We start from the raw sequence: 22,891 nt of genomic DNA on the forward strand, positions 1-22,891 counted from the left end.
GCGTATAGTCACTGCTCCGCATCTACCCAGGGGCGCGGCCGGGCCCCCGCCGCATGAGCACTTCCGGAACCTCCTCCGAGCTGGACCCCCGGCTGCTGCACTGGCTCAACCTGCTGCTGCAGGAGGGCAGCGTCAGCCGCGCCGCCCTGCATGCCAACGTGACGCAGTCGGCCATGAGCCATGCTCTGCGTCAGATGCGGGCGCATTTTGGCGACCCCCTCCTGGTGCGGGCCGGGCGCGGCATGCGGCTCAGCGCGCGGGCGGAATCCCTGAAACAGCCGCTGCAGCAGGCCCTGCGCCAGTTGCAGGAGGTGGTGGCGCCGCAGCCCGGCTTCGAGCCCGCGGCCGGTGCGCATGCGTTCCGCATCGCCATGCCCGACTATGGGGACCTGGTCCTGGCGCCGGCGCTGCTGGGTCGACTGCGCCGGCTGGCGCCGCAGTCCACCCTGCATTGCGTGCAGCCCAGCGACTTCGACCTCCTGCAGGCCGCCACGCAGGTCGACCTGCTGATCGGCCGCTACGAGCAGGCGCCGCAGAGCCTGCACCGGCGCGTGCTGTGGGATGAAACCTTCGTGGTGATCGCCAGCCGCCGGCATCCGCGTTGGCGGGCGGACGCCATCACGCTGGACGACTACCTGGCGGAGTCGCACGTGCTGGTGAGTCCCACCGGCGTGGGGCTGGGCCCGGTCGACAGCTGGCTGCAGCGGCAGGGGCGCCGCCGGCATGTGGCCTGCACCTTCACGCAGTTCGCGAGTGCGGCGCGGCAGGTGGCCGAAAGCGAGCTGGTCTGCACCCTGCCGCGGCGCGTGGCGCTGGGGCTGTCCCGGCATCTGGCGCTGCGCTGCTGGGAGCCGCCGCTGCCGCTGCCCTCGCATGCAGTGGTGATGCTGTGGCACGCGGCCCAGCACCGCGATCCGCGCCACCGCTGGCTGCGCCAGCAGGTGGTGGCGGCCCTGCGGGGGGGCTGATCAGGCGGCTTCGGCGCGCGTCTCGAGGGGCTTGTCGAGAGGCCTTTCGGGGGGAGGCAGTCCCGGCAGGCGCCGCAGCAGCCGCTCGCCCACGCCGGCCAGGGTCGTCGCGTCCTGCTGGTGGGTGCCGTATTCGACATGGGGCGGCAGGTACTGCATGCCCAGCATGCCGGCCGTGCGCTGCAGGGGCTTGAGCAGCTCGCTGAGGCTGTACTCGTTGAAGCCGCCGGCCTGGTAGTCCTCGGCGGTACCGCCGGCACTGATCACGGACCACCACTGCTTGCCGTGCAGCGTGCGCACCCCGCGGCCATAGGCCCAGCCATGCTGCAGCACCTCGTCCATCCACGCCTTCATCAGCGGCGGCACGGAGTACCAGTACAGCGGATGCTGGAAGACGATGCGCTCATGGGCCAGCAGCAGGGCCTGCTCGCGGGCGATGTCGATGCGGCCGTCGGGGTACTGCTCATGGACCAGGTTGAGCGTGGTGCCCGGCAGCGTGCGCCAGGCCTCGGCCCAGCGGCGGTTGATGTTGGACTGGCCCAGGCGGGGGTGGAAGAGATGGACGAGTGTTTTCATGGCCGCCACGGTATCGGCCCCTGGCGGCCCCGACTGTCATCGGCCCTCATGTCGGCCATGAGCGGCATTCATGGGTCGCAGGACCCGCTAGGATCCAGGGCCCATCCCCACCTGCCGGCTCGAGCCGGCCTGAGCCTCCGATGTCCGCCCATCCGTCTGCCAGAGCCTTCCTCGTCGACCTTGACGGCACCCTTGTCGACACCGTCGGCGACTTCGTGGCCGTACTGGCCCTCACCCTGGCCGACCTCGGCCTGCCCCCGGTCTCACGGGCGTGGGTGCTGCAGGCCGTGGGGCGCGGCAGCGAGCCGCTGATCCGCTCGGCCCTGCGCGAGGTGGGCGGCGATGCCGGGCTGTACGAGGCGGCCTGGGCCCGCTACCAGGCGCACTACCTGCAGCTCAACGGGCAGGCCTCGGACCTGTTCCCGGGCACAGTGGAGGGCCTGGATCTGCTGAAGGCGCAGGGCCTGCCCATGGCCTGCCTGACCAACAAGCCGGCGCGCTTTGCCCGCGACCTGCTGGCGGCCAAGGGGCTGGCGGGCTACTTCGACCGGGTATTCGGCGGTGATGACTTCGAGCGCAAGAAGCCCGATCCTCTGCCCCTGCTCAAGACCTGCGAGGCCCTGGGCGTGCGGCCGCAGGAGGCCTGGATGATCGGGGATTCAAGCAACGACGCGCAGGCCGCGCATGCAGCCGGCTGCCCGGTGGTGCTGCTGCGCCATGGCTACAACCACGGCGAGCCCATCGATGCCGTGCCCGCCCTGGCGCACCTGGACCGGCTGGACCAGATCGGGCGCCTGCTGGCACCCTGAACGCCTCGTGGGCCGGCCTGCTGCTCAGCGGCTGCGGCCCTGGGCCTGAATGCCCAGCAGGGCATCCTTGAGCTGGCCATCCGCCGGGTTCTTGCCCAGCCAGATGCGCATCAGCGTGGTGAAGAACTCCGGCTCCTTGATGGGCTCGCCCTGCACCTTGCCGTTGACCGAGATCACCGTGCCGGTGCCGGGGACGAAGTCCACGGCAAAGCCCTCGCCGGCGCTCATCTTCTTCTTGGCTGCGAAGACTTCGGCGATGCGCATCACGCCGGGGATGGACTTGGAGAAGTCCTCGGGCGTGGCGTTGTCCTGCATGCCCTTCGTGAAGAGCTTGCCGAGCTCGTTGGCATCGATCTCGCGCAGCATGTGGATGGACAGGCGCTTGGGGCCGCTCATGCCGAACACGCCGTCGGGCGTGCCGGTCTTCTCCTTGAGGTAGAGGCCGGCGGTATAGACCTTGAAGATGGCCTTGTAGCGGATGCCCGCACCATTGAGGACCAGCTTCTGGCCACCCAGTTCGGCCTGGGGCTCGTACTTCACCCCGGCCAGTTCCACGGCCTGGGCCTGAGCGCCCAGGGGCACTGCCAGCGCTACCAGCGCTGCAAGAATCAAACGACGCATGTCTCGCTCCAAGGATGTCTGCATGACAGCTGCAGAACTTGTAAAAAGGAGTATGTCTGAACGGCGAAGGCTTGAGCTAGGGGCAGGTCTCAGTTTTCGTGTAGCACTGCTACACTCGCCCGCACTATGTTCATCACGCGCAAGCAGATCAAGGGGTCGAACGACCGGGGAGCCTGGCCCTGGCGATGCCCGTCCGCCTTCACCCACTGAAGCGCCTGGCCTGCTTGCCGGCCCCGGTTCCCGGGGTCCACACTTCCGCGTCATTTCCTCGTAGTTCCCGCGAAAGCTGTTGCGAATCCGTGCGCCGGTGCTGCCCCTGGCAGCGCCGCGGCATGTCAGCCAGGCTGATCTGTACGATCGGGCTCCGCCGCCCCTGGGCCGGTGCCCCTGATATCGCGAGAAGAGAACGTGATCACCGAACTCGAATTCCAGAGCTTGGCCGCAGAAGGCTACAACCGCATCCCTCTGATCAGCGAGGCCTTTGCGGACCTTGAAACCCCCCTGTCCCTCTACCTGAAGCTCTGTGCCGGTGCCGGCCAGGGGCGCTACAGCTTCCTGCTGGAGTCCGTGGTGGGCGGCGAGCGCTTCGGGCGCTACTCCTTCATCGGCCTGCCGGCGCGCACCGTGCTGCGCAGCCACGGGCAGCGCACCGAGGTGCGCCGCGATGGCGAGGTGGTCGAGACCCACGAGGGCAACCCCCTGGCCTTCATCGAGGCCTACCAGCAGCGCTTCAAGGTGGCCCTGCGCCCCGGCATGCCGCGCTTCTGTGGCGGCCTGGCCGGCTACTTCGGCTACGACGCCGTGCGCTACATCGAGCCGCGCCTCGCCAAGACCGAGAAGCCCGGCGGCCTGGACACCCCCGACGTCATGCTGCTGCAGTGCGAGGAGCTGGCCGTCATCGACAACCTGTCCGGCCGCCTCTACCTGATCGTCTATGCCGACCCGGCCCAGCCCGAGTCCTACTTCAAGGCCAAGAAGCGCCTCGCCGAGCTGCGGGACAAGCTCAGCTACAGCGTCTCGGCGCCGCAGGTGAAGCGCGGGCAGTCGCATCCGGTGCTGCGCGAGTTCGCCAAGGCCGACTACCTCGACGCCGTGCTGCAGGCCAAGGAGTACATCGCCGCCGGGGACATGATGCAGGTCCAGGTGGGCCAGCGCCTGTCCAAGCGCTACACCGAATCCCCGCTGAGCCTCTACCGCGCGCTGCGTTCGCTCAATCCCAGCCCCTACATGTACTTCTATGACATGGGGGACTTCCAGATCGTCGGCGCCTCGCCCGAGATCCTGGTGCGCCAGGAGCGCACGGCAGAGGGGCAGAAGGTCACCATCCGCCCGCTGGCCGGCACCCGGCCGCGCGGCGCCACGCGCGAGCAAGACCTGGCCCTCGAGGCCGAGCTCAAGGCCGACCCCAAGGAGCGCGCCGAGCACCTGATGCTGATCGACCTGGCCCGCAACGACATCGGCCGCATCGCCACCACCGGCAGCGTCAAGGTGACGGATGCCTTCGTCATCGAGCGCTACTCGCACGTGATGCACATCGTCAGCAATGTCGAGGGGCAGCTGCAGCCCGGCGTCAGCAATATGGACGTGTTCCGCGCGACCTTCCCGGCCGGCACCCTCACCGGCGCGCCCAAGGTCCGGGCGATGGAGATCATCGACGAGCTGGAGCCCGTCAAGCGCGGCATCTACGGCGGCGCCTGCGGCTACCTCAGCTACGCGGGCGACATGGACCTGGCCATTGCCATCCGCACCGGCATCGTGCAGGACCAGATGCTCTATGTGCAGGCCGCGGCCGGCGTGGTGGCGGACTCCGTGCCCGAGCTGGAATGGAAGGAAACCGAGGCCAAGGCGCGGGCCCTGCTGCGCGCGGCCGAGCTGGTCGAGGAGGGCTTCTGATGCGCCCCGCACCGACCCTCGAGCTGGTGCTGGTGGGTGACCGCGACGATGCCATCACCGCCCACCGCGCCATCCCCCTGGCCCTGGACCTCGCCAGCCAGGCGCTGGACCTGCCCCTGCAGGCCCGCTGGATGGCCACCGACGAGGTGGGGGATGCCCGCGCGCTGCAAGCCGTCCACGGCGTCTGGTGCGTGCCGGGCAGCCCTTACCGCAGCATGGACGGCGCCCTGCGCGCCATTCGCCAGGCGCGCGAGAGCGGCCAGCCCTTCCTGGGCACCTGCGGCGGCTTCCAGCATGCCGTGGTCGAGTACGCTCGCCATGTGCTGGGCTGGGCCGACGCCGAGCACGAGGAGACCGCCGGGGCCGGCGAGCGGCGGGTGATCCATCACCTGGCCTGCGAGCTGGTGGAGCAGCACGAGCGGTTGGCCCCCCTGCCGGGCACCCGCCTGCATGCCGTCTATGAGGGGCAGCCCTTCAGCGAGGGCTACCGCTGCCGATTCGGGCTCAACCCCGACTTCGTGGCGGCCCTCACCGCGGGGCCACTCCAGGCCGCCGCCCAGGGGCCGGCCGGCGATGTGCGGGCGGTTGAACTGGCCGGGCATCCCTTTTTCGTGGCAGCGCTGTTCCAGCCGGAACGCCAGGCGCTGCAAGGCAATCTGCCGGGCCTGGTCAAGGCCTGGGTCGAGGCTGCGGCCGTGCGCGCCGCTGAACTGGAGGCGCGCTCATGCTGCTGATGATCGACAACTACGACAGCTTCACCTTCAACCTGGTGCAGTACTTCGGCGAACTCGGGACCGAGGTGAAGGTGGTGCGCAATGACGAGATCACCGTCGGCGAGATCGCGGCCCTGAAGCCGGCTCACCTGGTCTTCTCGCCGGGTCCCTGCTCACCTGCCGAGGCCGGTGTCTGCGTGGAGGCCATCCGTCACTTCGCGGGCAAGCTGCCCCTGCTGGGCGTGTGCCTGGGCCATCAGAGCATGGGCGCGGCCTTCGGGGCCAACATCGTCCGCGCCAAGACCCAGATGCACGGCAAGACCAGCGTGATCCACACCGATCAGCAGGGCGTGTTCGCCGGCCTGCCGCAGGACTTCACCGTGGTGCGCTACCACTCGCTGGTGGTCGAGGAGGCGACGTTCCCCAAGGAGTTCGTCGTCACTGCCCGCAGCGAGGACGGCGAGATCATGGGCCTGCGCCACCGCGAGCTGGCCGGCACGGCTACGCCGCTGGAGGGGGTGCAGTTCCATCCGGAATCCATCCTGTCCGAGCACGGCCATGCCATGCTGAGGAACTTCCTGCAGCTGCGGAAGTGAGAGGGCGCCCCGCCGCGTCCCGCGGCAGACGGCGCCCAGCGAAGACCGATTGCCAAGGAGTAGTCAGGCCATGATTGACTTGCGAAGCGACACCGTCACCCAGCCCACGCCGGCCATGCGCGAGGCCATGAGCGCTGCGCCCCTGGGTGACGATGTCTTCGGTGACGACCCCAGCGTCAACGCGCTGCAGGAGGACCTGGCCGCGCGGCTGGGCTTCGAGGCCGCGCTCTTCATGCCCACGGGCACGCAGAGCAATCTCTGCGCGCTGATGGCCCACTGCCAGCGCGGCGACGAATACATCGTCGGCCAGATGGCCCACACCTATCGCTGGGAAGGCGGTGGCGCGGCGGTGCTGGGTTCCATCCAGCCGCAGCCCCTGGCGCAGCAGCCGGACGGCAGCCTGCTGCTGGCCGACATCGAGGCCAACATCAAGCCCGACGACGCGCACTTTGCCCGCACCCGGCTGCTGACCCTGGAGAACACCATCGGCGGCAAGGTGCTGCCCATGGACTACCTGGCCGCGGCCTCGGAGCTCGCGCAGCGCCGCGGCCTGGCCCGCCACCTCGATGGCGCGCGGCTCTTCAACGCAGCCGTGGCGGTGGATGCGGCCGATCCCTACGCCGCGGCGCGCCGCATCTGCAGCCATTTCGACAGCGTCTCCGTGTGCTTCTCCAAGGGCCTGGGCGCGCCGGTGGGCTCGGTGCTGTGCGGCTCGCGTGACTTCATCAAGAGTGCCCACCGCTGGCGCAAGATGGCCGGCGGCGGCCTGCGCCAGGCGGGCCTGCTGGCCGCCGCGGCCCACCATGCCCTGGACCATCACGTGCGCCGCCTGACCGAGGACCATGCCCTCGCGCGCCGGCTGGCCGAGGGCCTGGCCGGGGTGCCAGGTCTTGCCATCGAGGCGCCGCAGACCAACATCGTCTTCGCCGACGTGCGCGATGCCGATCGCGCCGCCGGCCTGCTGTCCTTCCTGAAGGAGCGCGGCGTGCTGGCCACGGGCCTGTACCGCCTGCGATTCGTGACCCATCTGGACGTCGATGCGGCGGGCGTGGACCGCGCCATCACCGCCGTCCGCGACTACTTCAAAGCCTGAACGGGAACCGCCATGCCCATCACCGATAACGAAGCCCTGACGCGGACCATCGAGCACCGCGAGATCTTCCACGACGAGATGCTGACCCTGATGCGCCGCATCATGAGCGGGGACATGTCCCCCGTGATGGCCGCAGCCCTGCTGATCGGCCTGCGCGTCAAGAAGGAGACCATTGGCGAGATCACCGCCGCCGCGCAGGTGATGCGCGAGTTCTCGGTCAAGGTCCCGCTGGGGCCGAAGCCGCATCTGGTCGATGTGGTGGGCACCGGCGGCGATGGCGCCCACACCTTCAACATCAGCACCTGCTCGATGTTCGTGGCCGCGGCGGCCGGCGCGCAGGTGGCCAAGCACGGCAACCGCAGCGTCTCCAGCAAGACCGGCAGCGCCGACGTGCTGGAGGCCCTGGGCGCCAACATCATGCTCAAGCCCGAGCAGGTGGCGGCCAGCGTGGCGCAGTGCGGCATCGGCTTCATGTTCGCGCCCAACCACCACCCGGCCATGAAGAACATCGCCCCGGTCCGCAAGGAGCTGGGCGTGCGCACCATCTTCAACATCCTGGGGCCCCTGACCAACCCGGCCGGCGCGCCCAACATCCTGATGGGCGTGTTCCATCCGGACCTGGTCGGCATCCAGGTGCGCGTGATGCAGCGCCTGGGCGCCGAGCACGCCGTCGTCGTGTACGGCAAGGACGGCATGGACGAGATCTCGCTGGGCGCGGGCACGCAGGTGGGCGAGCTGAGGAACGGCGAGATCCGCGAGTACGAGATCCACCCCGAGGACTTCGGCCTGGCCATGGCCTCCAACCGCAGCCTCAAGGTCGCCGGGCCGGAAGACAGCCGCCAGATGCTGCTGGGCGCCCTGGCCGACGAGCCCGGCCCCGCGCGCGACATCGTGCTGCTCAACGCCGGCGCCACGCTCTACGCTGCGAATGTGGCGGACAGCATCGGCGAAGGCATCGAGCGCGCGCGCGAGGCCATCCGCAGCGGCGCGGCGCGGGCCAAGCTCGACCAGTTCATCGCGACCACGCAGGCCCTGGGCGCCGCATGAGATCCAATGCCGCCCTCTGGCGCCGCCTGCGGGATGACATCCCCCAGGCCCGCCAGGTGCTGCTGCCGCGCGTGGAGGTGCACCCGCTGTCCTGGGGCCTGGGCCTGAGCGGCACGGCGCTGGGCCTGTGGGGCGTGCCCCTGCTGCCAGACGCCTGGCGCACGGGTGCCGGCTGGCTGGCCCTGGGCCTGGTGGTGGCCGGCATGGCTGCCTGGGGCCTGCTGAAGCGCGAGCACCTGGGCTGGCGCCTGGACTTCGCTTCGCGCGAGCTGGCGCCGGTGGGCGTTGATGGCGAGCCACGCCGCCTGGACGGCCCCGGCTGGGGCCTGTATTGCGTGGGCGGATCCAAGCGCCGCTCACTGGCGCTCGAGTTCCGTCACGAGGACGGCGGCAAGGCCCTGCGCGTGCTGGAGACCCGCGGCGGCGCCAGCCGCGAGGAGCATCAGCTCGTGAGCCAGATCGCCGACGCGCTGGCGCAGCGGCTGCAGCTGCGGCGCGAGGGGCTCAGCCTGTGAGCGCGCCGATTGCCAGCCTGCACACGACATCCTGACTCAAGGCCAAGACCATGTCCGACATCCTGAACAAGATCAACGCCGTCAAGCACGAGGAAGTGGCCGCGGCACGCGCCATGCGTTCGTTGGCCAGCCTGCGCGACGAAGCTGCGGGCCAAGGCCCGGTGCGGGGCTTCGTGGCCTCGCTGCGCAGCGCCATCGCGGCCGGGCGTAGCGGCGTCATCGCCGAGATCAAGAAGGCCAGCCCCAGCAAGGGCGTGCTGCGCGAGGACTTCCGCCCCGCCGAGATCGCGCAGAGCTATGCCCGCCACGGCGCGGCCTGCCTGAGCGTGCTGACCGACCGGCCCTTCTTCCAGGGCGCGACCGAATACCTGCAGGCCGCCCGCGCCGCCTGCACGCTGCCGGTGCTGCGCAAGGACTTCATGGTGGACGAGTACCAGATCGTCGAAGCGCGGGCCATGGGCGCGGACTGCGTGCTGCTGATCGCCGCCAGCCTCGATGACGCGCTGATGGCCGATCTCGAAGCCTGCGCGCTGGATCTGGGCATGGATGTGCTGGTCGAGGTGCACGACGGCGCCGAGCTGGAGCGCGCCCTGCGGCTGAAGACGCCGCTGGTGGGCATCAACAATCGCAATCTGCGGACCTTCGACGTCACGCTGGACACCACCCTGGGCCTGCTGGACCGTGTGCCGGCGGACCGCCTGCTGGTGACCGAATCCGGCATCCTGCAGCGCACCGATGTGCAACGCATGCGGGACCACGGCGTGCACGCCTTCCTGGTGGGCGAGGCTTTCATGCGTGCCCCCGAACCCGGCGAGGCCCTGTCGGCCTTGTTCGCCTGATGCAGGCCTCGCTGCTGGATGACGACGGCGCCCCCGCGGCGGCGCCCAATGCCCTCGCGCGCCCGCTGGGCGAGGTGCTGGATGCCACGCCGCTGTCGCCCGGCTGGCAGGCCGAGGTGGAAGGGTGGCGCCAAAGCGCCGCAGGCCAGGCGCTGGTCGCCTATGTCGAGCGGCGCCAGCGTGAGGGGGCCACGGTGTTCCCGGCCCAGCCGCTGCGGGCCCTGAGCCTGACGCCGCTGGAGTCGGTGCGCGTGGTCATCCTCGGCCAGGATCCGTATCACGGTGCCGGTCAGGCCGAGGGCCTGGCCTTCTCGGTCCCGCCGGGCCAGAAGCTGCCGCCCTCCCTGCGCAACATCTACAAGGAGCTGCAGCGCGACCTGGGCCAGCCGCCGGCGCGGGACGGCCATCTGATCGCCTGGACGCACCAGGGCGTGCTGCTGCTCAACACCTCGCTGACGGTGGAGGAGGGCGCCGCCGGCAGCCATGCGAAGAAGGGCTGGGAAGCCCTCACCGATGCGCTGATCGCCGCCACGGCGGCGCACGCCGCCCCCAAGGTCTACCTGCTGTGGGGCGCCCATGCCCAGGCCAAGGCGCCGCTCATTGCGGCAGCAGGCCCGCAGCACCTGGTGCTGCAGGCCAACCACCCCTCGCCGCTCTCCGCCACGCGGCCGCCCCAGCCCTTCATCGGCTGCGGGCACTTCTCCGCCGCGCAGACCTGGCTGGCGGCGCGCGGACAGCGCCTGGACTGGCGCGTCTGAGCCCAGGCCCCGCCGCCGCGGAGCGGCGCTCCCCGCCCGCCCGCTCCGGGTAGACCCTGGGGCCAGCCCCATGCCGAACTTGGTTCTAAACTGGTATTGTTCCGCTGGGTGCGATACCCGTTCGCACCTGTCTGCTACCCCGTGAAATCGTGATCAAAGCCAGGCATCGCCGGTGGATCGGCTGAGTGGGTGGATTTGGATGTAAGCCAGTGCAATACCAATTGACGCTCGGCTAATTCTGGTACTAAACTGGTATTACTATGAACAAGCCCCTGCCTCTGCATCACACCCTGGCGCGCGCTGAAGCGCTGGCCGCGGTGCGCTACCACGTGGGGGTGGATGGCGGCGGTACCGGGACGCGAGTCAAGCTGGCGGACGCCGCCGGCCGCGTGCTGGGTCAGGGCGAGGCCGGACCTTCGGCGCTGGGGCAGGGCGTGGCCCAGGCCTGGCGCCACATCCTGGACGCCCTGCAGCAGGCGGCCGGGCAGGCCGGCCTGTCGCCGGTGCCGCTGGCCGAATGCGCGCTGGGCGCGGGCCTGTCGGGGGCCAATCTGCTGGCCGACGCGCAGGACTTCATCCGCACGCAGCCCGGCTTCGCCGCGGTACTGCTGGAGAACGATGGCTTCACCACCGTGCTGGGCGCCCATGGCGGCCGTCCGGGCGTGGTGGTGGCAGCCGGTACCGGCACTGTGGGCGAGGTGCTGCGGCCCGATGGCTCGCGGGGCATCGCCTCGGGCTGGGGCTGGATCACCGGTGACGAGGGCAGCGGCGCCTGGCTGGGGCTGCGCGCCATGGGGCATGCCCAGCAGGCCATGGACGGGCGCGTGCCCGTCAGCCAGCTGGCTGTGGCCGTGTGGGAAGTGGCGGGCCGTGATCGCGAGTCCATCCTGGCCTGGTGTGCCGCGGCGGGCCAGCACGGCTTCGCGTCCCTGGCGCCGCGGGTCCTGGACGTCGCCGAGGCGGGCGACAAACCGGCCCAGGCCCTGCGCATGCAGGCCGTGGTGGCCCTGGAGCAGCTGGCCCACAGCCTCGATCCCCAGGAGGAATTGCCCCTCGCCCTGGCCGGCAGCATCGCCAAGCGTCTTTTGGCTCATTTCTCAGGCAACATTCGTGCCCGTTGCGTCGAGTCCCAAGGAGATTCGGCCGACGGCGCACTGCTCTTGGTCGGCAGTGCACTCAACGACAAGACGGGTACACGATGACAAAGCTGCCGTTCCAATTCAAGCCTGATCCCGAAGCCGCCTCGCCGCTGTACATGCAGCTGGCCCACAAGCTGGCGCAGGCGATCCGCGAAGGCCACTACCAGGCCGATGAAGCCCTGCCTTCCGAGCGGGTGCTCTCCGAGTCCCTGGACCTCTCCCGCGTGACGGCCCGCAAGGCCATCGACCGCCTGGTGGAGCAGGGCCTGATCATCCGCAAGCGCGGCTCCGGCAACTACATCGCCCCCAAGCTCGAGCAGCCGCTGTCGCGCCTGACGAGCTTCTCGGAGGAACTGCACCAGCGCGGCTTCAAGCCGAGCTCGCGCTGGCTGACGCGCGGCTTCTCCCTGGCCGCGCCGGACGAACAACTCTCCCTGGGCCTGACCACCGGCCAACGCGTGGCGCGCCTGGAGCGCCTGCGCCTGGCCGATGCCGTGGTCATGGCCTACGAAGTGAGCGTGCTGCCCGAGGCGGTGCTGCCGGACCCCGAGTCCGTCAGCGCCTCGCTCTATGAGCACCTGGGCCGCCTGGGTGGCGCCCCGGTGCGCGCGCTACAGCACATTCGAGCCATCAACGCCGACTCCCGCCTTGCCAGCCTGCTGGAAGTGCCCGTGGGTCAGGCCGTGCTGTTCATCACACGGGTGGGCTATCTGGAATCGGGTCAGGCCGTGGAGCTGACCCATTCGTACTGCCGCAGCGACTACTACGACTTCGTTGCGGAGATGAGGCGGGATGGATGACCGAAGCACAGCGCACTGACGGATTCGTACTGACACCTGCGGGATTCGTCCGCGGTGTGCTGGAGCATCAAGGAGGCCGCATCACCCGCATCGAGGGTGATGAGGTCACCGAGTACGAGGTCCGCCACGGATCTCAGGATCTGCCCCTGATCCTCCCCGGCTTCATCGACGTGCATGTGCACGGCGGTGGCGGCCGGGACACCATGGAAGGCGGTGACGCCGCCCGGGCCATCGCCCGGCTGCATGTGCGCCATGGCACGACCTCGCTGCTGGCCACCACCATGACCGCGCCCATGGACGAGATCCGCGCGGCCCTGGCGGCCCTGGGCCCGGTGTGCCGCGAGCGCGAGCCGCAGGCCGCCCGCGTGCTGGGTGTGCATCTCGAGGGGCCCTACATCAACCCCGGCAAGCTGGGCGCCCAGCCCGACTTCGCCCGCGCCGCGCAGCTGGCCGAGGTGCAGGCCCTGCACGCCCTGGCCCCCATCCGCCTGATCACGCTGGCGCCCGAGCTGCCCGGCAATCTGGACCTCACCGAGCAGCTGCGCGCGGCCGGCTTCCAGGTGCAGATCGGCCACACGCTGGGCACCTACGAAGATGGCGTCGAAGCCTTGGAGCGCGGCGCCGGCGGCTTCACCCACCTCTTCAATGCCATGACGGGTCTGCATCACCGCGAGCCCGGCATGGTGGGCGCCGCGCTGGCCCATGCGCGCTACGCCGAGATCATCCCGGACCTGCTGCATGTGCATGAAGGTGCCGTGCGCGTGGCCCTGCGCTCCATCCCCTGCCTGTTCTGCGTGACCGACTCGACGGCCGCCGCGGGCATGCCCGATGGCGAGTACAGCCTGGGCCGCCACCGCGTCACCAAGTGCATGGGCGGCGTGCGCCTGCCCGACGGCACGCTGGCCGGGAGCACGCTGACGATGGACCAGGCGCTGCGCAATCTGGTGGGCCTGGGGCTGGAGATGGCGGACGCCTCGCGTCGCGTCTCGACCCATGCAGCGGACTACCTGGGACTCGGAGACCGTGGCCGCCTGGCTGTCGGCGCCTGGGCGGATTTTGTGATGTTGGACCGTGATTTGCAGGTGCAAGGCGTGGTCGTTGAAGGAGATGGAATTGACCTCGCTTGATATCAAGACCCGCATGCTGGAGGAGTGCCTGTCGGCGCCCGCGGCTGTTGCGCGCCAGCTGGCCGCTGACCAGAACGCCTATGCGGCCCTGGGTGAATCGCTGCGCGACGCGCCGCCCAGCAGCCTGCTGACCGTTGCCCGTGGCAGCTCGGACCACGCCGCCCACTACATGGCCTACCTGGTGATGGCGCGCCTGGGCCGGCTGGTCACCTCGCTGCCCATGTCCCTGATCACGCTGTACCAGAGCAAGATCGCCTGCGAGGGCCTGGTGTCCCTGGCCTTCTCGCAATCGGGCCAGAGCCCGGACCTGGTGGCGCCGACGCGTTTCTTCCGTGAAGGCGGTGCACGCACCGTGGCCTTCGTCAACGCCGAGGGTTCGCCCCTGGCCGCCGCAGCGGAGCATGTCTTCTCGCTGCATGCCGGGCCGGAGAACAGCGTGGCCGCGACCAAGAGCTACATCGCGCAGCTGGTGGCGGGCGCCCGCGTGGTCGCTGCCTGGCAGGGGGATGAGGACCTGGCCGCCGCCCTGCAGCAGCTGCCCGACGACCTCGTCAAGGCCGCCGGCCTGCGCTGGGATGCTGCCGTGGAAGCGCTGCGCGGCGCGGACAAGCTCTTCGTGATCGGCCGCGGCACCAGCCTGCCCATCGCGCTGGAGGCCGCCCTGAAGTTCAAGGAAACCTGCGGCATCCAGGCCGAGGCCTTCTCCGGCGCCGAGGTCAAGCACGGCCCCATGGCCCTGGTGGAGGAGGGCTACCCGCTGCTGGTCTTCGCGCCGCGCGGCCCGGCCCAGGCCGGCCTCGTGGCCCTGGCCGAGGAAATGCGCGGCCGCGGTGCCCGCGTCCTGCTGGCAGCGCCGGCCGGCACGCCCGGTGCCGAGCTGCCGCTGGCCTGCACCGGCAACGAGGACCTCGACCCCATTGCCGCCATCCAGAGTTTCTATCCCATGGTCGAGGCCCTGGCCCGCGCCCGCGGCCTGAACCCCGACCAGCCGCGCCACCTGGCCAAGGTCACCAAGACCCACTGAGCGAGGCGCCGTCATGACCCAAGCATTCACGCCCGAAGACGCCGGCCAGCTGGTGATGGTCGACATCCAGGGCAAGACTCTGGACGCCGCCACCGCGGCCTTCCTGCGCGAGCACAAGATCCGCGCCGTCTGCCTGTTCCGCAAGAACCTGGGCACGGAAAAGGAAGTGCGCCAGCTGACCCGCGAGCTGCGCGAGGTGATGGGCCCCCACGCCCTGATCGGCCTGGATCAGGAAGGCGGCTCCGTGGTGCGTGCCACCTTCCTGCCTCAGGCGCCCTCGGCCATGGCCCTGGGCGCGGCGGGCGACAGCGAGCTGTGCGAGCGCGTGGGCGCCGCCGTGGCCCGCGGCCTGCGCAGCATCGGCGTGAACTGGAACTTCGCCCCGGTGCTGGACATCAACAACAACCCGGCCAACCCGGTGATCGCCGAGCGCAGCTTCTCCGAGCGCGCCGACGAGGTCACCCGGCTGGCCGGCGCCTGGATGTGGGGCTCGCTGCGCGAGGGCGTGGCCTGCTGCGTCAAGCACTTCCCCGGCCATGGCGACACCCATGTGGACTCGCACCTGGCCCTGCCCACGGTGGACAAGAGCCGTGCCGAGCTCGATGCCCTGGAGCTGCGCCCCTTCCACGCCCTGCGCGAGATCGCGCCGGCGGTGATGACGGCGCACATCGTCTACCCGCAGATCGACCCCGAGTACCCGGCCACGCTGTCCGCCACCATCCTCGGCGGCATCTTGCGCAAGGAGTGGGGCTACGAGGGCGTGGTGATCACCGATGCGCTGATGATGAAGGCCATCTGCGAGCGCTACGGCTATGACCGCGCCGCCGTGCTGGCCCTGCAGGCCGGTGCCGACATGATCCTGGCCCAGGGCTCGCTGGAAGAGCAGGGTCAGTCCTTGCGTGCCCTGCGCGAGGCCTTCGCCCGCGGCGAGCTGACGCCGGCGCAGGGCGCCCGGGCCCGCGACCGCCTGGACCGCCTGGCGCGGGCCTATCCGGTCAGCCACGACGACTATGACGGCGCCGTTCGCGAGGCCGACGGCGCGCTGATGGCCGAGGCCTGGGCGCGTGGCCTGACGGCGCTGCGCGCCGCGAAGGCGCCTGCGCTGCATGCGCCGCTGCGCGTCTACGTGCAGACCGACGTCCCCACCGACATGGTCAGCGAGGCCGGCCCGACCGGCGCCCAGATCGCCGGCCTGTTCAGCGGCTTCGCGGACGCCGAGATCGTGATGCTGGACGACCTGCTGGGCCTGGACTGGTCGCAGGTGCCGCAGGACGGCCGCCAGACCATCGTCGCCTCCACACACCGGATGCGCTACGGCGCCCATGCCGGCCAGTGGCGGCCGGACCTGCACCTGGTGCTGTGGAACCCCTTCCAGGCGCTCGATGTGCAGGGCCCCACCGTCGTCAGCTGGGGCTATGCGGACGGTGCGCTGGCGGCCCTGAAGAGCTGGCTGCAGGGCGAGCTCGCCGCGACGGCCGCATCGCCGGTCAGCCTGGGCTGAGACCCGCGTCGGACAACAACAAGGACATCCCATGAGCGCGATCCAGGACTCCTCTTCGGCCAGCCCCCTGCGCTGGGTGCCCACGCTGTACTTCGTGCAGGGCCTGCAGTTCTTCGTGGTCATGCTGATCGCCAGCATGATGTACAAGAAGCTGGGCGTGGAGAACGACCAGATCGCGCGCTGGACCAGCCTCATCGGCCTGGCCTGGGCCTTCAAGCCGCTGTGGAGCCCCTTCCTGGAGCTGATCCCCAGCAAGAAGCGCATCGTCGTGAGCATGCAGTTCCTGGGAGCGGCCGGCCTGCTGGCGGTGGCGCTGACGCTGCAGCTGCCCAGCTGGTTCGGCGCCTCGCTGGCGGTGTTCTTCGTGCTGGCCTATGCCTCCGCCACCCATGACATCGCCTGCGACGGCCTTTACATGGCCTCGCTGTCGGACAAGGAGCAGGCCGCCTACGCAGGCTGGCAGGGGGCCTTCTTCAACGCCTCCAAGTTCCTCACGCAGGGCGGCCTGCTGATCCTCGCCGGCCTGCTGGCCGAGCGCTTCGGCCTGAGCAATGCCTGGACGAGCATCTTCGTGATGCTGGGCGTGCTGCTGGCCCTGCTGGCCAGCTACAACGCCGTCGCGCTGCCCAACCCGCTGCCCGCACAGGCGCCCAAGGGCGGAGCCTCGGCGGTCTGGCAGACCTTGGTGGAGGTGATCGGCGACCTGCTGCGCAAGCCGGGCATCTGGGGCTTCATGCTCTTCATCGTCCTGTTCCGCCTGGCGGAAGGTCAGGTGCAGACCATCGGGCCCCTGTTCCTGCTGGAGGCGCGCGAGAAGGGCGGGCTGGGACTGACGCAGGAACAGACGGGCGGCGTCTACGGCACGGTGGGCACTGCCGCCTTCCTGGTGGGCAGCATCCTGGGCGGCTACTTCACGTCGAAGCTGAGCCTGCGCCGCGCCATGCCGGTGCTGCTGCTGGCCATGGCGGTGCCCAGCGTCACCTTCTACTACCTGGCTGCGGCACGGCCGACCGACATCACCCACATCGGCGCGGCCATCGCGCTGGAGATGTTCGGCTACGGCTTCGGCTTCGTCGGCATGATCCTCTTCATCATGCAGGTGGTGGCGCCCGGCCGCTTCCAGACGGCCCACTATGCGCTGGGCTCGGGCGTGATGCAGCTGGGCTTCATCCTGGCCCGTTCGTTCAGCGGCGATGTGCAGCTGGCCCTGGGCTACGAGCGCTTCTTCCTCTGGACTATCGCCTGCGGTGCCCCGGCCCTGCTGCTGTACTTCTTCGTCCGCTTCCCCCAGGGCCAGGCCGCAGCTGCGCAGGACGAGGCCCCCCAGGCAAGCGCCTTGCCGGCAGGTCGCTGAGCGCTCCGGCATGCGTGCTCACGTTCTTCATGTGGTAGGCCTTGTGCTTGCCTTGTCTCTTGGGCCGGCCTCCGCGCAGAGCGGGGCCGGCCGTTTTTTTGACGATTTCAGCGACGCCGACCTGGCCGGCCTGCAGGCCGCCGGCTGGACGGCTCGCACGGCGCCGGGCCACCCCGGCGTGCCCGGCGCGCAGTGGGGCGAGTCCCAGCTGCGGCTGCTTGACGATCCTGCGCAGAAGGGCAACCGCCTGCTGCGCCTGGTGGCCGAGACCGACGGCACCGGCCCCGGCACCCGCCAGGCCCAGCTGTGCCAGCAGCGCAAGTTCTTCGAGGGAACCTACGCCGCGCGCATCCGCTTCAGCGATGCGCCGGTGCAGGGCGCGGACGGCGACCCCGTCATCCAGACCTTCTACGCCGTCGCGCCGCTGCGCCACGACTTCGACCCGCAGTTCAGCGAGATCGACTGGGAGTACCTGCCCAACGGCGGCTGGGGCAGCGAGAAGACCCGGCTCTACGGCATCAGCTGGCAGACCGTGCGCATCGAACCCTGGCTGGCCTACAACGGCTCGCATGAGGAGATGGGCGCGCTGGGGGCGAGCGATGCGGCCTGGCATGTGCTGCTGATGCAGGTGGCCGGTGGCCGCGTGCGTCTCTTCCTGGACGGTCGGCAGGTGGCCGAGCACGGCGGGCGCAACTACCCCGTGGTGCCCATGTCCATCAACTTCAACCAGTGGTTCTCGCCCGGCGGCCTGCTGCCCGCAGGCGGCCCGGCACGCCGCTACGAGCAGGACGTGGACTGGGTCTTCCATGCGCGCAACGAGGTCCTGAGCCCGGCGCAGGTCGAGGCGGCCGTGGCCGCCTACCGCCGCCAGGGCAGGGGCCGCGAGGACACCGTGCCCGCCGCACAGCCCGCGCTGGACAGCCGCTGCGATTTCTGAGCCCGCGCCTTGCGCCATTCCCGATGACTGCGAACTCCCGTCTGGCCTCCGTCGATGCCCTGCGCGGCCTGACCGTGGCCGCCATGCTGCTGGTCAACAATCCGGGCGACTGGGACCATGTGTTCTGGCCCCTGGAGCACGCCGCCTGGAACGGCTGCACGCCCACCGACCTCATCTTCCCCTTCTTCCTGCTGATTGCCGGTGCCAGCCTGAGCCTGGCCACGGGCGGGCGCTGGAGCCGTGGCGAGCCGGCCGGCTTGGTGCTGCCGCCTCTGCTGAAGCGTGCGTTGAAGGTCTTCGTGCTGGGCCTGGTGCTGCACCTGCTGGCCTGGTGGCTGATGGACAAGCCGCAGTACCGGCTGATGGGCGTGATGCAGCGCATCGGCCTGTGCCTGGCCTTCGCGGCCCTGCTGGGCACCGCCTGGCGCAGCGAACGCGCGCGCTGGGGCGGCCTGGCCGTGCTGCTGCTGGGCTATGGCGGGTTGATGACGTGGGGTGGGGCCTGGGGCGCAGGCTGGGAGCCGCAGACCAATCTCGCCTCGCGCCTGGACAGCCTGATCCTGGGCCGCTGGAACTACCAGTGGGATGCGGCGACCGGCCTGGGTCACGACCCCGAGGGCCTGCTCAGCACCCTGGGCGCCCTGGCCAGCACGGTGCTGGGCCTGATCGCCGGAGAGCGCCTGCGCCAGGGGCGCGGCCGCAGCCTGTGGATGCCCGCGGCCCTGCTGCTCCTGCTGGGCGCGCTGGCCACGCAATGGGTGCCCTGGAACAAGCAGCTGTGGACGCCCAGCTTCGTCCTCTGGACCGGCGGCTGGGCTTTCGCGGCCCTGGCACTGGCCTACGAGCTGGTGGACCGCCGCGGCCTGCCGCCGCTGGGGCGAGCCTTCGGCGTCAACGCCATGGCCGCCTATGCGGGGGCCTGGATGTGCACGGTGTTCCTGGAGGGCTTCGGCTGGATGGGGCCGCTGTACCGCAGCGTGTTTGCGCCCGTCGGGGCGCTGGTCGGCCCTGAGGTCCAGTCCCTGGGCTTTGCCCTGGCCTTCGTGGCGGTGTGGAGCTTCATCGTGTGGGCCCTGGACCGCCGGGGCTGGTACTGGAAGCTCTGAGCCAGGCCTTCTCGCAGGAGGGCCGACCCTCACGGGCCGGCCCGGCGCACGGCGCTGACGCCGGTCAGGGGATGGGGCAGGACTTGGACGGGTCGCGCAGGCTGCACTTCCACTGCCACTGCACGTTCAGCTTTTCAATGAGATCCACCGAGAAGCTCACGCCAGGCACGCTCAGATTGAGGGTGATGACCCTGCCGCTGATCACGTTGGACATGGGCTCGCCGGTCCCGTAGACCCCCTGGACCACCGCGCCTTTGCCCAGCTGCACGCTGATCTGGCTGTTGGCGATCAGATAGGCCAGGTTGTTGTTGACGTACTGGCCGATGGGGAAGGTCTGGCCATTGGGCAGGGACACCACCTTGTCGGCCGGGATCAGCTTGTTCAGGCCGGTCAGGTAGTTCTGGTCACGGCCGAAGAAGAGGCTGTCCTTGACCAGGGCCAGTGAGCCCTGCACGCCGTTCAGCACGCCCTGGTCGATCTTGCCCTCGACCTTGTTGACGATGATGTTGCCCAGGATGGGCAGGATCCAGCTGAGGTTGGAGTCGCAGTCGGTCGAGGAGCCCACGTTGGCGGTGACGCCGATCTTGTCCGAGGGCAGCTCGCCGTTCGCCGCGCCGTACTGGGCCGTGACCTGCAGATTGCCCAGGGAGGCGTGGTTGACGCAGCTGTAGGAGATGATGCCCCAGCGCTTGCCGCTGAACTGGGTGTAGGCGTCGTAGCTGATGCCGCCCAGCGTCATCAGCACGGTGCCATTGCCCTGCGGCTGGACCCGCACATTGACGTCGCCCGTCAGCGCGCCACTCTGGAAGTTGACGCCCTGGTTGGCAGCGGCCTGACGCATGAAGTCGTTCAGGCCGTTCTGCATGCTGTAGGGCACGGCCTTCATCTGGCCGGCCAGGGTGCCCAGGGGGCCGCTGCTGCGCCAGTCTTCGGCATAGCTCAGGCTGCCGCCGCCATAGGACACGGTCGCCACGTACTGGCCGGACATGACACGGGGTGACCAGTCGGCATGGGCCGCGCCGGCGCACGCCAGGATCACGGCACCCAGAAGCAGGTGTTGTCGCTGCATAGTTCCTCAGTCCCGCCCTCGACCTGGCCGTGCGCGCGCGGCGTGCATCGGCATTTCCCCGCTCATGGTCTTGGGCGCCCTCCCGTCCGAGGCAGGTATGGGGTAGGACGGGCGCTTGCTGACACCGACCCCTCCTGGCTCGGCGCGGCAGGAGAATCGCAAAAAACGCCAGGCCGCGCCACTGAAAGACTTGCGAGGTTCGAAGGGACCGGTGCGAACAGCGGCCACGCGATAGACAGCGGCGTGGCATTCATGCCAGAGGCGCGGGAGCCTGCCGGATGCCTGGGCGGCGCAGCGCTCATGGTTGATGTTGATTGACTACCACTTAAATACCAATCAGCATTCCCTGCCAGAGGGCCGAAGCAGGGCGGCCCGACAAGCATTCGCTGCCGCAGGACCTGGCAGCGCCTTCGTCCGCGCGGCGGTACCAGTCAGGGCATCCATGAAGATCAAGACGATTGCAATCATCGGCGGCGGCACGGCAGGCTGGCTGGCGGCCAACCACCTCGGGCGCGAACTGGCGGCCGATCCGGAGCTGAGCATCACGGTCATCGAGTCGGACGAGGTGCCCATCATCGGCGTGGGCGAGGGCACGGTGCCCTTCATCAAGCAGTCGCTGCAGAAGTTCGGCATCGGCGAGGCCGAGCTGATGCTGTCCTGCGAGACCACCTTCAAGACCGGCATCCGCTTCCAGGGCTGGCTGGATGCGGCCCGGCATGGCGCCGACCACCACTACCTCCACGCCTTTGCCTCGCCCTTCCCCGGCGGGCTGGACGTGACGCCCGCCTGGCTGGAGGACAGCGGCGGGCGGCCCTTCGACGATGTGTCCGTCGCAGCCCGCCTCTCGGAGGCCGGGCGCAGTCCCAAGCAGATCTCCTCCGGGCCCTATGTCGGCGAGGCCGACTACGCCTATCACGTCAACGCGCAGCAGTTTGCCCAGCTCCTCTCGCGCAATGCGCAGCAGCGCTTCGGTGTCCGGCACCAGCTCGCCACCATCGTCGGCGCCGAGCGCGCGGCCGACGGCGGCATCGCGGCCCTGCGCACCCGCAGCGGCGAGCGTCTGGCCTTCGACTTCTACGTGGACTGCAGCGGCTTCGCCTCCCTGCTGACCCAGGGCGTGCTCAAGGTGCCCTTCGTGGACAAGTCGCACCAGGTGCTGACGGACACCGCCCTGGTCCAGCAGGTGCCCTTCGGCCCCGACGAGCCCATCGCGCCCTACACCCTGGCCACGGCACACCGCGCGGGCTGGATCTGGGACATCCCCGTGACCCAGCGTCGCGGCACCGGCTTCGTCTACGCCAGCGCCTACATGGGCGAGGACGAGGCCGTGGCCGCCTTCGCGCGCTACCTGGGCCGCCCCGAGGCCGGCTTCGTGCCGCGCAAGATCGCCATGAAGATCGGCTACCGCCAGCAGATGTGGAGCCACAACTGCGTGGCCCTGGGGCTGGCGCAGGGCTTTGTCGAGCCGCTGGAGGCCACGTCCATCCTGCTGACGGACTTCTCGGCCCAGCTCCTGTCCCGGAACTTCCCCCGTCAGCAGGGCGACGAGCCCGCGCTGCGGCGCCATTTCAATGAAGCGACCGGCCAGGCCTGGGAACGGATCATCGATTTCGTCCAGCTGCACTACCACCTGTCGGACCGCAGCGATTCCGACTTCTGGCTCGACAACCGCCAGCCTGGCCACCTGTCCGAGGTCCTGCGCGAGCGCCTGGCGAAATGGCGCGTCGCCCCGCCCCAGGCCACGGACTTCGGGAGCCGCTTCGAGCTCTTCAGCGTCGAGAACTACCTGTACGTGCTCTATGGCATGAAGTTCGCCACCCGCGGCTTCCCCATCGGCGAGGCCGAGCGCCGGGAGGCGCGCCAGCAGCTGGCCCAGGTCGAGGCGCGCGCCCGCCGCCTGGTGGAGAGCCTGCCGTCCCATCGCGAGTGGCTCGACGGCCTGCGCGCCGCCGCCGCGCAGGCGCGCGGCTGAGCCCGCAGTTCAGGCGCTCCCGCGCATCGGCAGGCGGCCGGGCCGCGGCCGCCTGCGCCGCGCTCCGGCGTTTCGCATGATTTCGCCGGCACGGGCCGGTGCAGCGGCGCGCTTCGCTGCAGGCGCCTGTCCGCCCGGTCTGTTCATGCGTTGAAACCGGGCCACTCCCTTGACCTGTAAGAACTGACAGGTGGGGCAGCCGGGGGCTCATTCCCCTGGATTCCATGCTTGCGCTGGATTTGTGCAGGTATTAAATTGGTATTCAAATATAGAAACTGGATCCTGATTGGTGCTTCGCTGATTCAGTGGCGAGGTGGCCGGGAAGGCAGGGCATCAGGTGGTGTGCAGATGTCGGGGCGCTGACCTAATGGATTGGGTCGGTGGTGCTCTGGTGCATGCGCGGTCGCCTGTGCAGGGTCTGGTGTCGAGCGCCG

The 22,891-nt window shown here is 69.8% G+C and carries 22 protein-coding genes; 19 read left to right on the plus strand and 3 right to left on the minus strand.

The window, feature by feature from the left end; translation table 11 throughout:
- Positions 1 to 53: 53 nt before the first annotated feature.
- Positions 54 to 968, plus strand: a complete 915-nt coding sequence (locus tag ABDJ40_RS02285) for a LysR family transcriptional regulator (RefSeq protein WP_347605592.1) — start codon at positions 54 to 56, stop codon at positions 966 to 968.
- Here the strand turns inward: ABDJ40_RS02285 and ABDJ40_RS02290 are convergent, their stop codons facing one another.
- Positions 969 to 1,544 (minus strand): NAD(P)H-dependent oxidoreductase, encoded by a 576-nt coding sequence (locus tag ABDJ40_RS02290; RefSeq protein WP_347605595.1) that lies wholly within the window; start codon positions 1,542 to 1,544, stop codon positions 969 to 971. It lies immediately after the preceding gene.
- Positions 1,545 to 1,684: 140 nt separating this feature from the next.
- Between ABDJ40_RS02290 and gph the strand changes: the two genes are divergently transcribed.
- Positions 1,685 to 2,353: a phosphoglycolate phosphatase gene (gene gph / locus ABDJ40_RS02295; RefSeq protein ID WP_347605598.1), complete on the plus strand. Its 669-nt coding sequence runs from the start codon at positions 1,685 to 1,687 to the stop codon at positions 2,351 to 2,353.
- Between the two features lie 24 nt (positions 2,354 to 2,377).
- Here the strand turns inward: gph and ABDJ40_RS02300 are convergent, their stop codons facing one another.
- Positions 2,378 to 2,974, minus strand: a complete 597-nt coding sequence (locus tag ABDJ40_RS02300; RefSeq protein WP_347605601.1) for a chalcone isomerase family protein — start codon at positions 2,972 to 2,974, stop codon at positions 2,378 to 2,380.
- Positions 2,975 to 3,382: 408 nt separating this feature from the next.
- On the opposite strand from ABDJ40_RS02300, the gene trpE reads away from it, so the two are divergent.
- The 16 genes from trpE (at position 3,383) to ABDJ40_RS02380 (ending at position 19,416) form a co-directional block, all read left to right on the plus strand.
- Positions 3,383 to 4,867, plus strand: coding sequence for an anthranilate synthase component I (gene trpE / locus ABDJ40_RS02305; RefSeq protein WP_347605604.1), 1,485 nt, complete (start codon positions 3,383 to 3,385; stop codon positions 4,865 to 4,867).
- Entirely contained in the window at positions 4,867 to 5,601 is a 735-nt protein-coding gene (locus tag ABDJ40_RS02310) for a CTP synthase C-terminal region-related (seleno)protein (protein WP_347605606.1), read from the plus strand. The genes trpE and ABDJ40_RS02310 overlap by 1 nt, the downstream gene beginning before the upstream one ends.
- Positions 5,592 to 6,176, plus strand: coding sequence for an anthranilate synthase component II (locus ABDJ40_RS02315; protein WP_269632035.1), 585 nt, complete (start codon positions 5,592 to 5,594; stop codon positions 6,174 to 6,176). The genes ABDJ40_RS02310 and ABDJ40_RS02315 overlap by 10 nt, the downstream gene beginning before the upstream one ends.
- A gap of 70 nt (positions 6,177 to 6,246) precedes the next feature.
- Complete coding sequence (ltaE, locus tag ABDJ40_RS02320) at positions 6,247 to 7,269, plus strand: low-specificity L-threonine aldolase (RefSeq protein ID WP_347605609.1); 1,023 nt, start codon at positions 6,247 to 6,249, stop codon at positions 7,267 to 7,269.
- Between the two features lie 12 nt (positions 7,270 to 7,281).
- Entirely contained in the window at positions 7,282 to 8,316 is a 1,035-nt protein-coding gene (gene trpD / locus ABDJ40_RS02325) for an anthranilate phosphoribosyltransferase (protein WP_347605612.1), read from the plus strand.
- Complete coding sequence (locus ABDJ40_RS02330; protein WP_347605615.1) at positions 8,313 to 8,831, plus strand: hypothetical protein; 519 nt, start codon at positions 8,313 to 8,315, stop codon at positions 8,829 to 8,831. Before trpD ends, ABDJ40_RS02330 begins: the two co-directional genes overlap by 4 nt.
- A gap of 50 nt (positions 8,832 to 8,881) precedes the next feature.
- Complete coding sequence (gene trpC, locus ABDJ40_RS02335; protein WP_347605618.1) at positions 8,882 to 9,670, plus strand: indole-3-glycerol phosphate synthase TrpC; 789 nt, start codon at positions 8,882 to 8,884, stop codon at positions 9,668 to 9,670.
- Positions 9,670 to 10,428, plus strand: coding sequence for a uracil-DNA glycosylase (locus ABDJ40_RS02340; RefSeq protein WP_347605621.1), 759 nt, complete (start codon positions 9,670 to 9,672; stop codon positions 10,426 to 10,428). Before trpC ends, ABDJ40_RS02340 begins: the two co-directional genes overlap by 1 nt.
- A 260-nt stretch (positions 10,429 to 10,688) precedes the next feature.
- Positions 10,689 to 11,630, plus strand: a complete 942-nt coding sequence (locus ABDJ40_RS02345; RefSeq protein ID WP_347605624.1) for a glucosamine kinase nucleotide-binding domain-containing protein — start codon at positions 10,689 to 10,691, stop codon at positions 11,628 to 11,630.
- The gene (locus ABDJ40_RS02350) at positions 11,627 to 12,367 is read left to right on the plus strand and encodes a GntR family transcriptional regulator (protein WP_183103958.1); all 741 of its coding nucleotides are present in this window, start codon (positions 11,627 to 11,629) and stop codon (positions 12,365 to 12,367) included. Before ABDJ40_RS02345 ends, ABDJ40_RS02350 begins: the two co-directional genes overlap by 4 nt.
- On the plus strand, positions 12,364 to 13,494 hold the full coding sequence (nagA, locus tag ABDJ40_RS02355; RefSeq protein WP_347605627.1) for an N-acetylglucosamine-6-phosphate deacetylase: 1,131 nt from the start codon (positions 12,364 to 12,366) through the stop codon (positions 13,492 to 13,494). The genes ABDJ40_RS02350 and nagA overlap by 4 nt, the downstream gene beginning before the upstream one ends.
- A complete protein-coding gene (locus tag ABDJ40_RS02360) occupies positions 13,475 to 14,518 on the plus strand; it encodes an SIS domain-containing protein (RefSeq protein WP_430765586.1) in 1,044 nt (347 codons plus the stop codon). Before nagA ends, ABDJ40_RS02360 begins: the two co-directional genes overlap by 20 nt.
- Positions 14,519 to 14,531: 13 nt before the next feature.
- Positions 14,532 to 16,019 carry a beta-N-acetylhexosaminidase gene (gene nagZ / locus ABDJ40_RS02365; RefSeq protein WP_347605630.1) on the plus strand — a complete coding sequence of 496 codons (1,488 nt, stop codon included), beginning with the start codon at positions 14,532 to 14,534 and terminating at the stop codon, positions 16,017 to 16,019.
- A 31-nt stretch (positions 16,020 to 16,050) separates the two neighbouring features.
- Positions 16,051 to 17,373, plus strand: coding sequence for an MFS transporter (locus tag ABDJ40_RS02370; protein WP_347605633.1), 1,323 nt, complete (start codon positions 16,051 to 16,053; stop codon positions 17,371 to 17,373).
- A gap of 43 nt (positions 17,374 to 17,416) precedes the next feature.
- Positions 17,417 to 18,310 carry a glycoside hydrolase family 16 protein gene (locus tag ABDJ40_RS02375; protein ID WP_347605636.1) on the plus strand — a complete coding sequence of 298 codons (894 nt, stop codon included), beginning with the start codon at positions 17,417 to 17,419 and terminating at the stop codon, positions 18,308 to 18,310.
- 23 nt (positions 18,311 to 18,333) lie between these two features.
- Positions 18,334 to 19,416: an acyltransferase family protein gene (locus tag ABDJ40_RS02380; protein WP_347605639.1), complete on the plus strand. Its 1,083-nt coding sequence runs from the start codon at positions 18,334 to 18,336 to the stop codon at positions 19,414 to 19,416.
- A 64-nt stretch (positions 19,417 to 19,480) separates the two neighbouring features.
- Here ABDJ40_RS02380 and ABDJ40_RS02385 read toward each other — a convergent pair whose 3' ends face one another.
- Positions 19,481 to 20,485, minus strand: a complete 1,005-nt coding sequence (locus ABDJ40_RS02385; RefSeq protein ID WP_347605642.1) for a hypothetical protein — start codon at positions 20,483 to 20,485, stop codon at positions 19,481 to 19,483.
- Between the two features lie 442 nt (positions 20,486 to 20,927).
- Between ABDJ40_RS02385 and ABDJ40_RS02390 the strand changes: the two genes are divergently transcribed.
- Complete coding sequence (locus tag ABDJ40_RS02390) at positions 20,928 to 22,457, plus strand: tryptophan halogenase family protein (RefSeq protein ID WP_347605645.1); 1,530 nt, start codon at positions 20,928 to 20,930, stop codon at positions 22,455 to 22,457.
- Positions 22,458 to 22,891: the final 434 nt, after the last annotated feature.

The organism is Roseateles flavus (genome assembly GCF_039872765.1).
Lineage (GTDB): Bacteria > Pseudomonadota > Gammaproteobacteria > Burkholderiales > Burkholderiaceae_C > Roseateles_B > Roseateles_B flavus.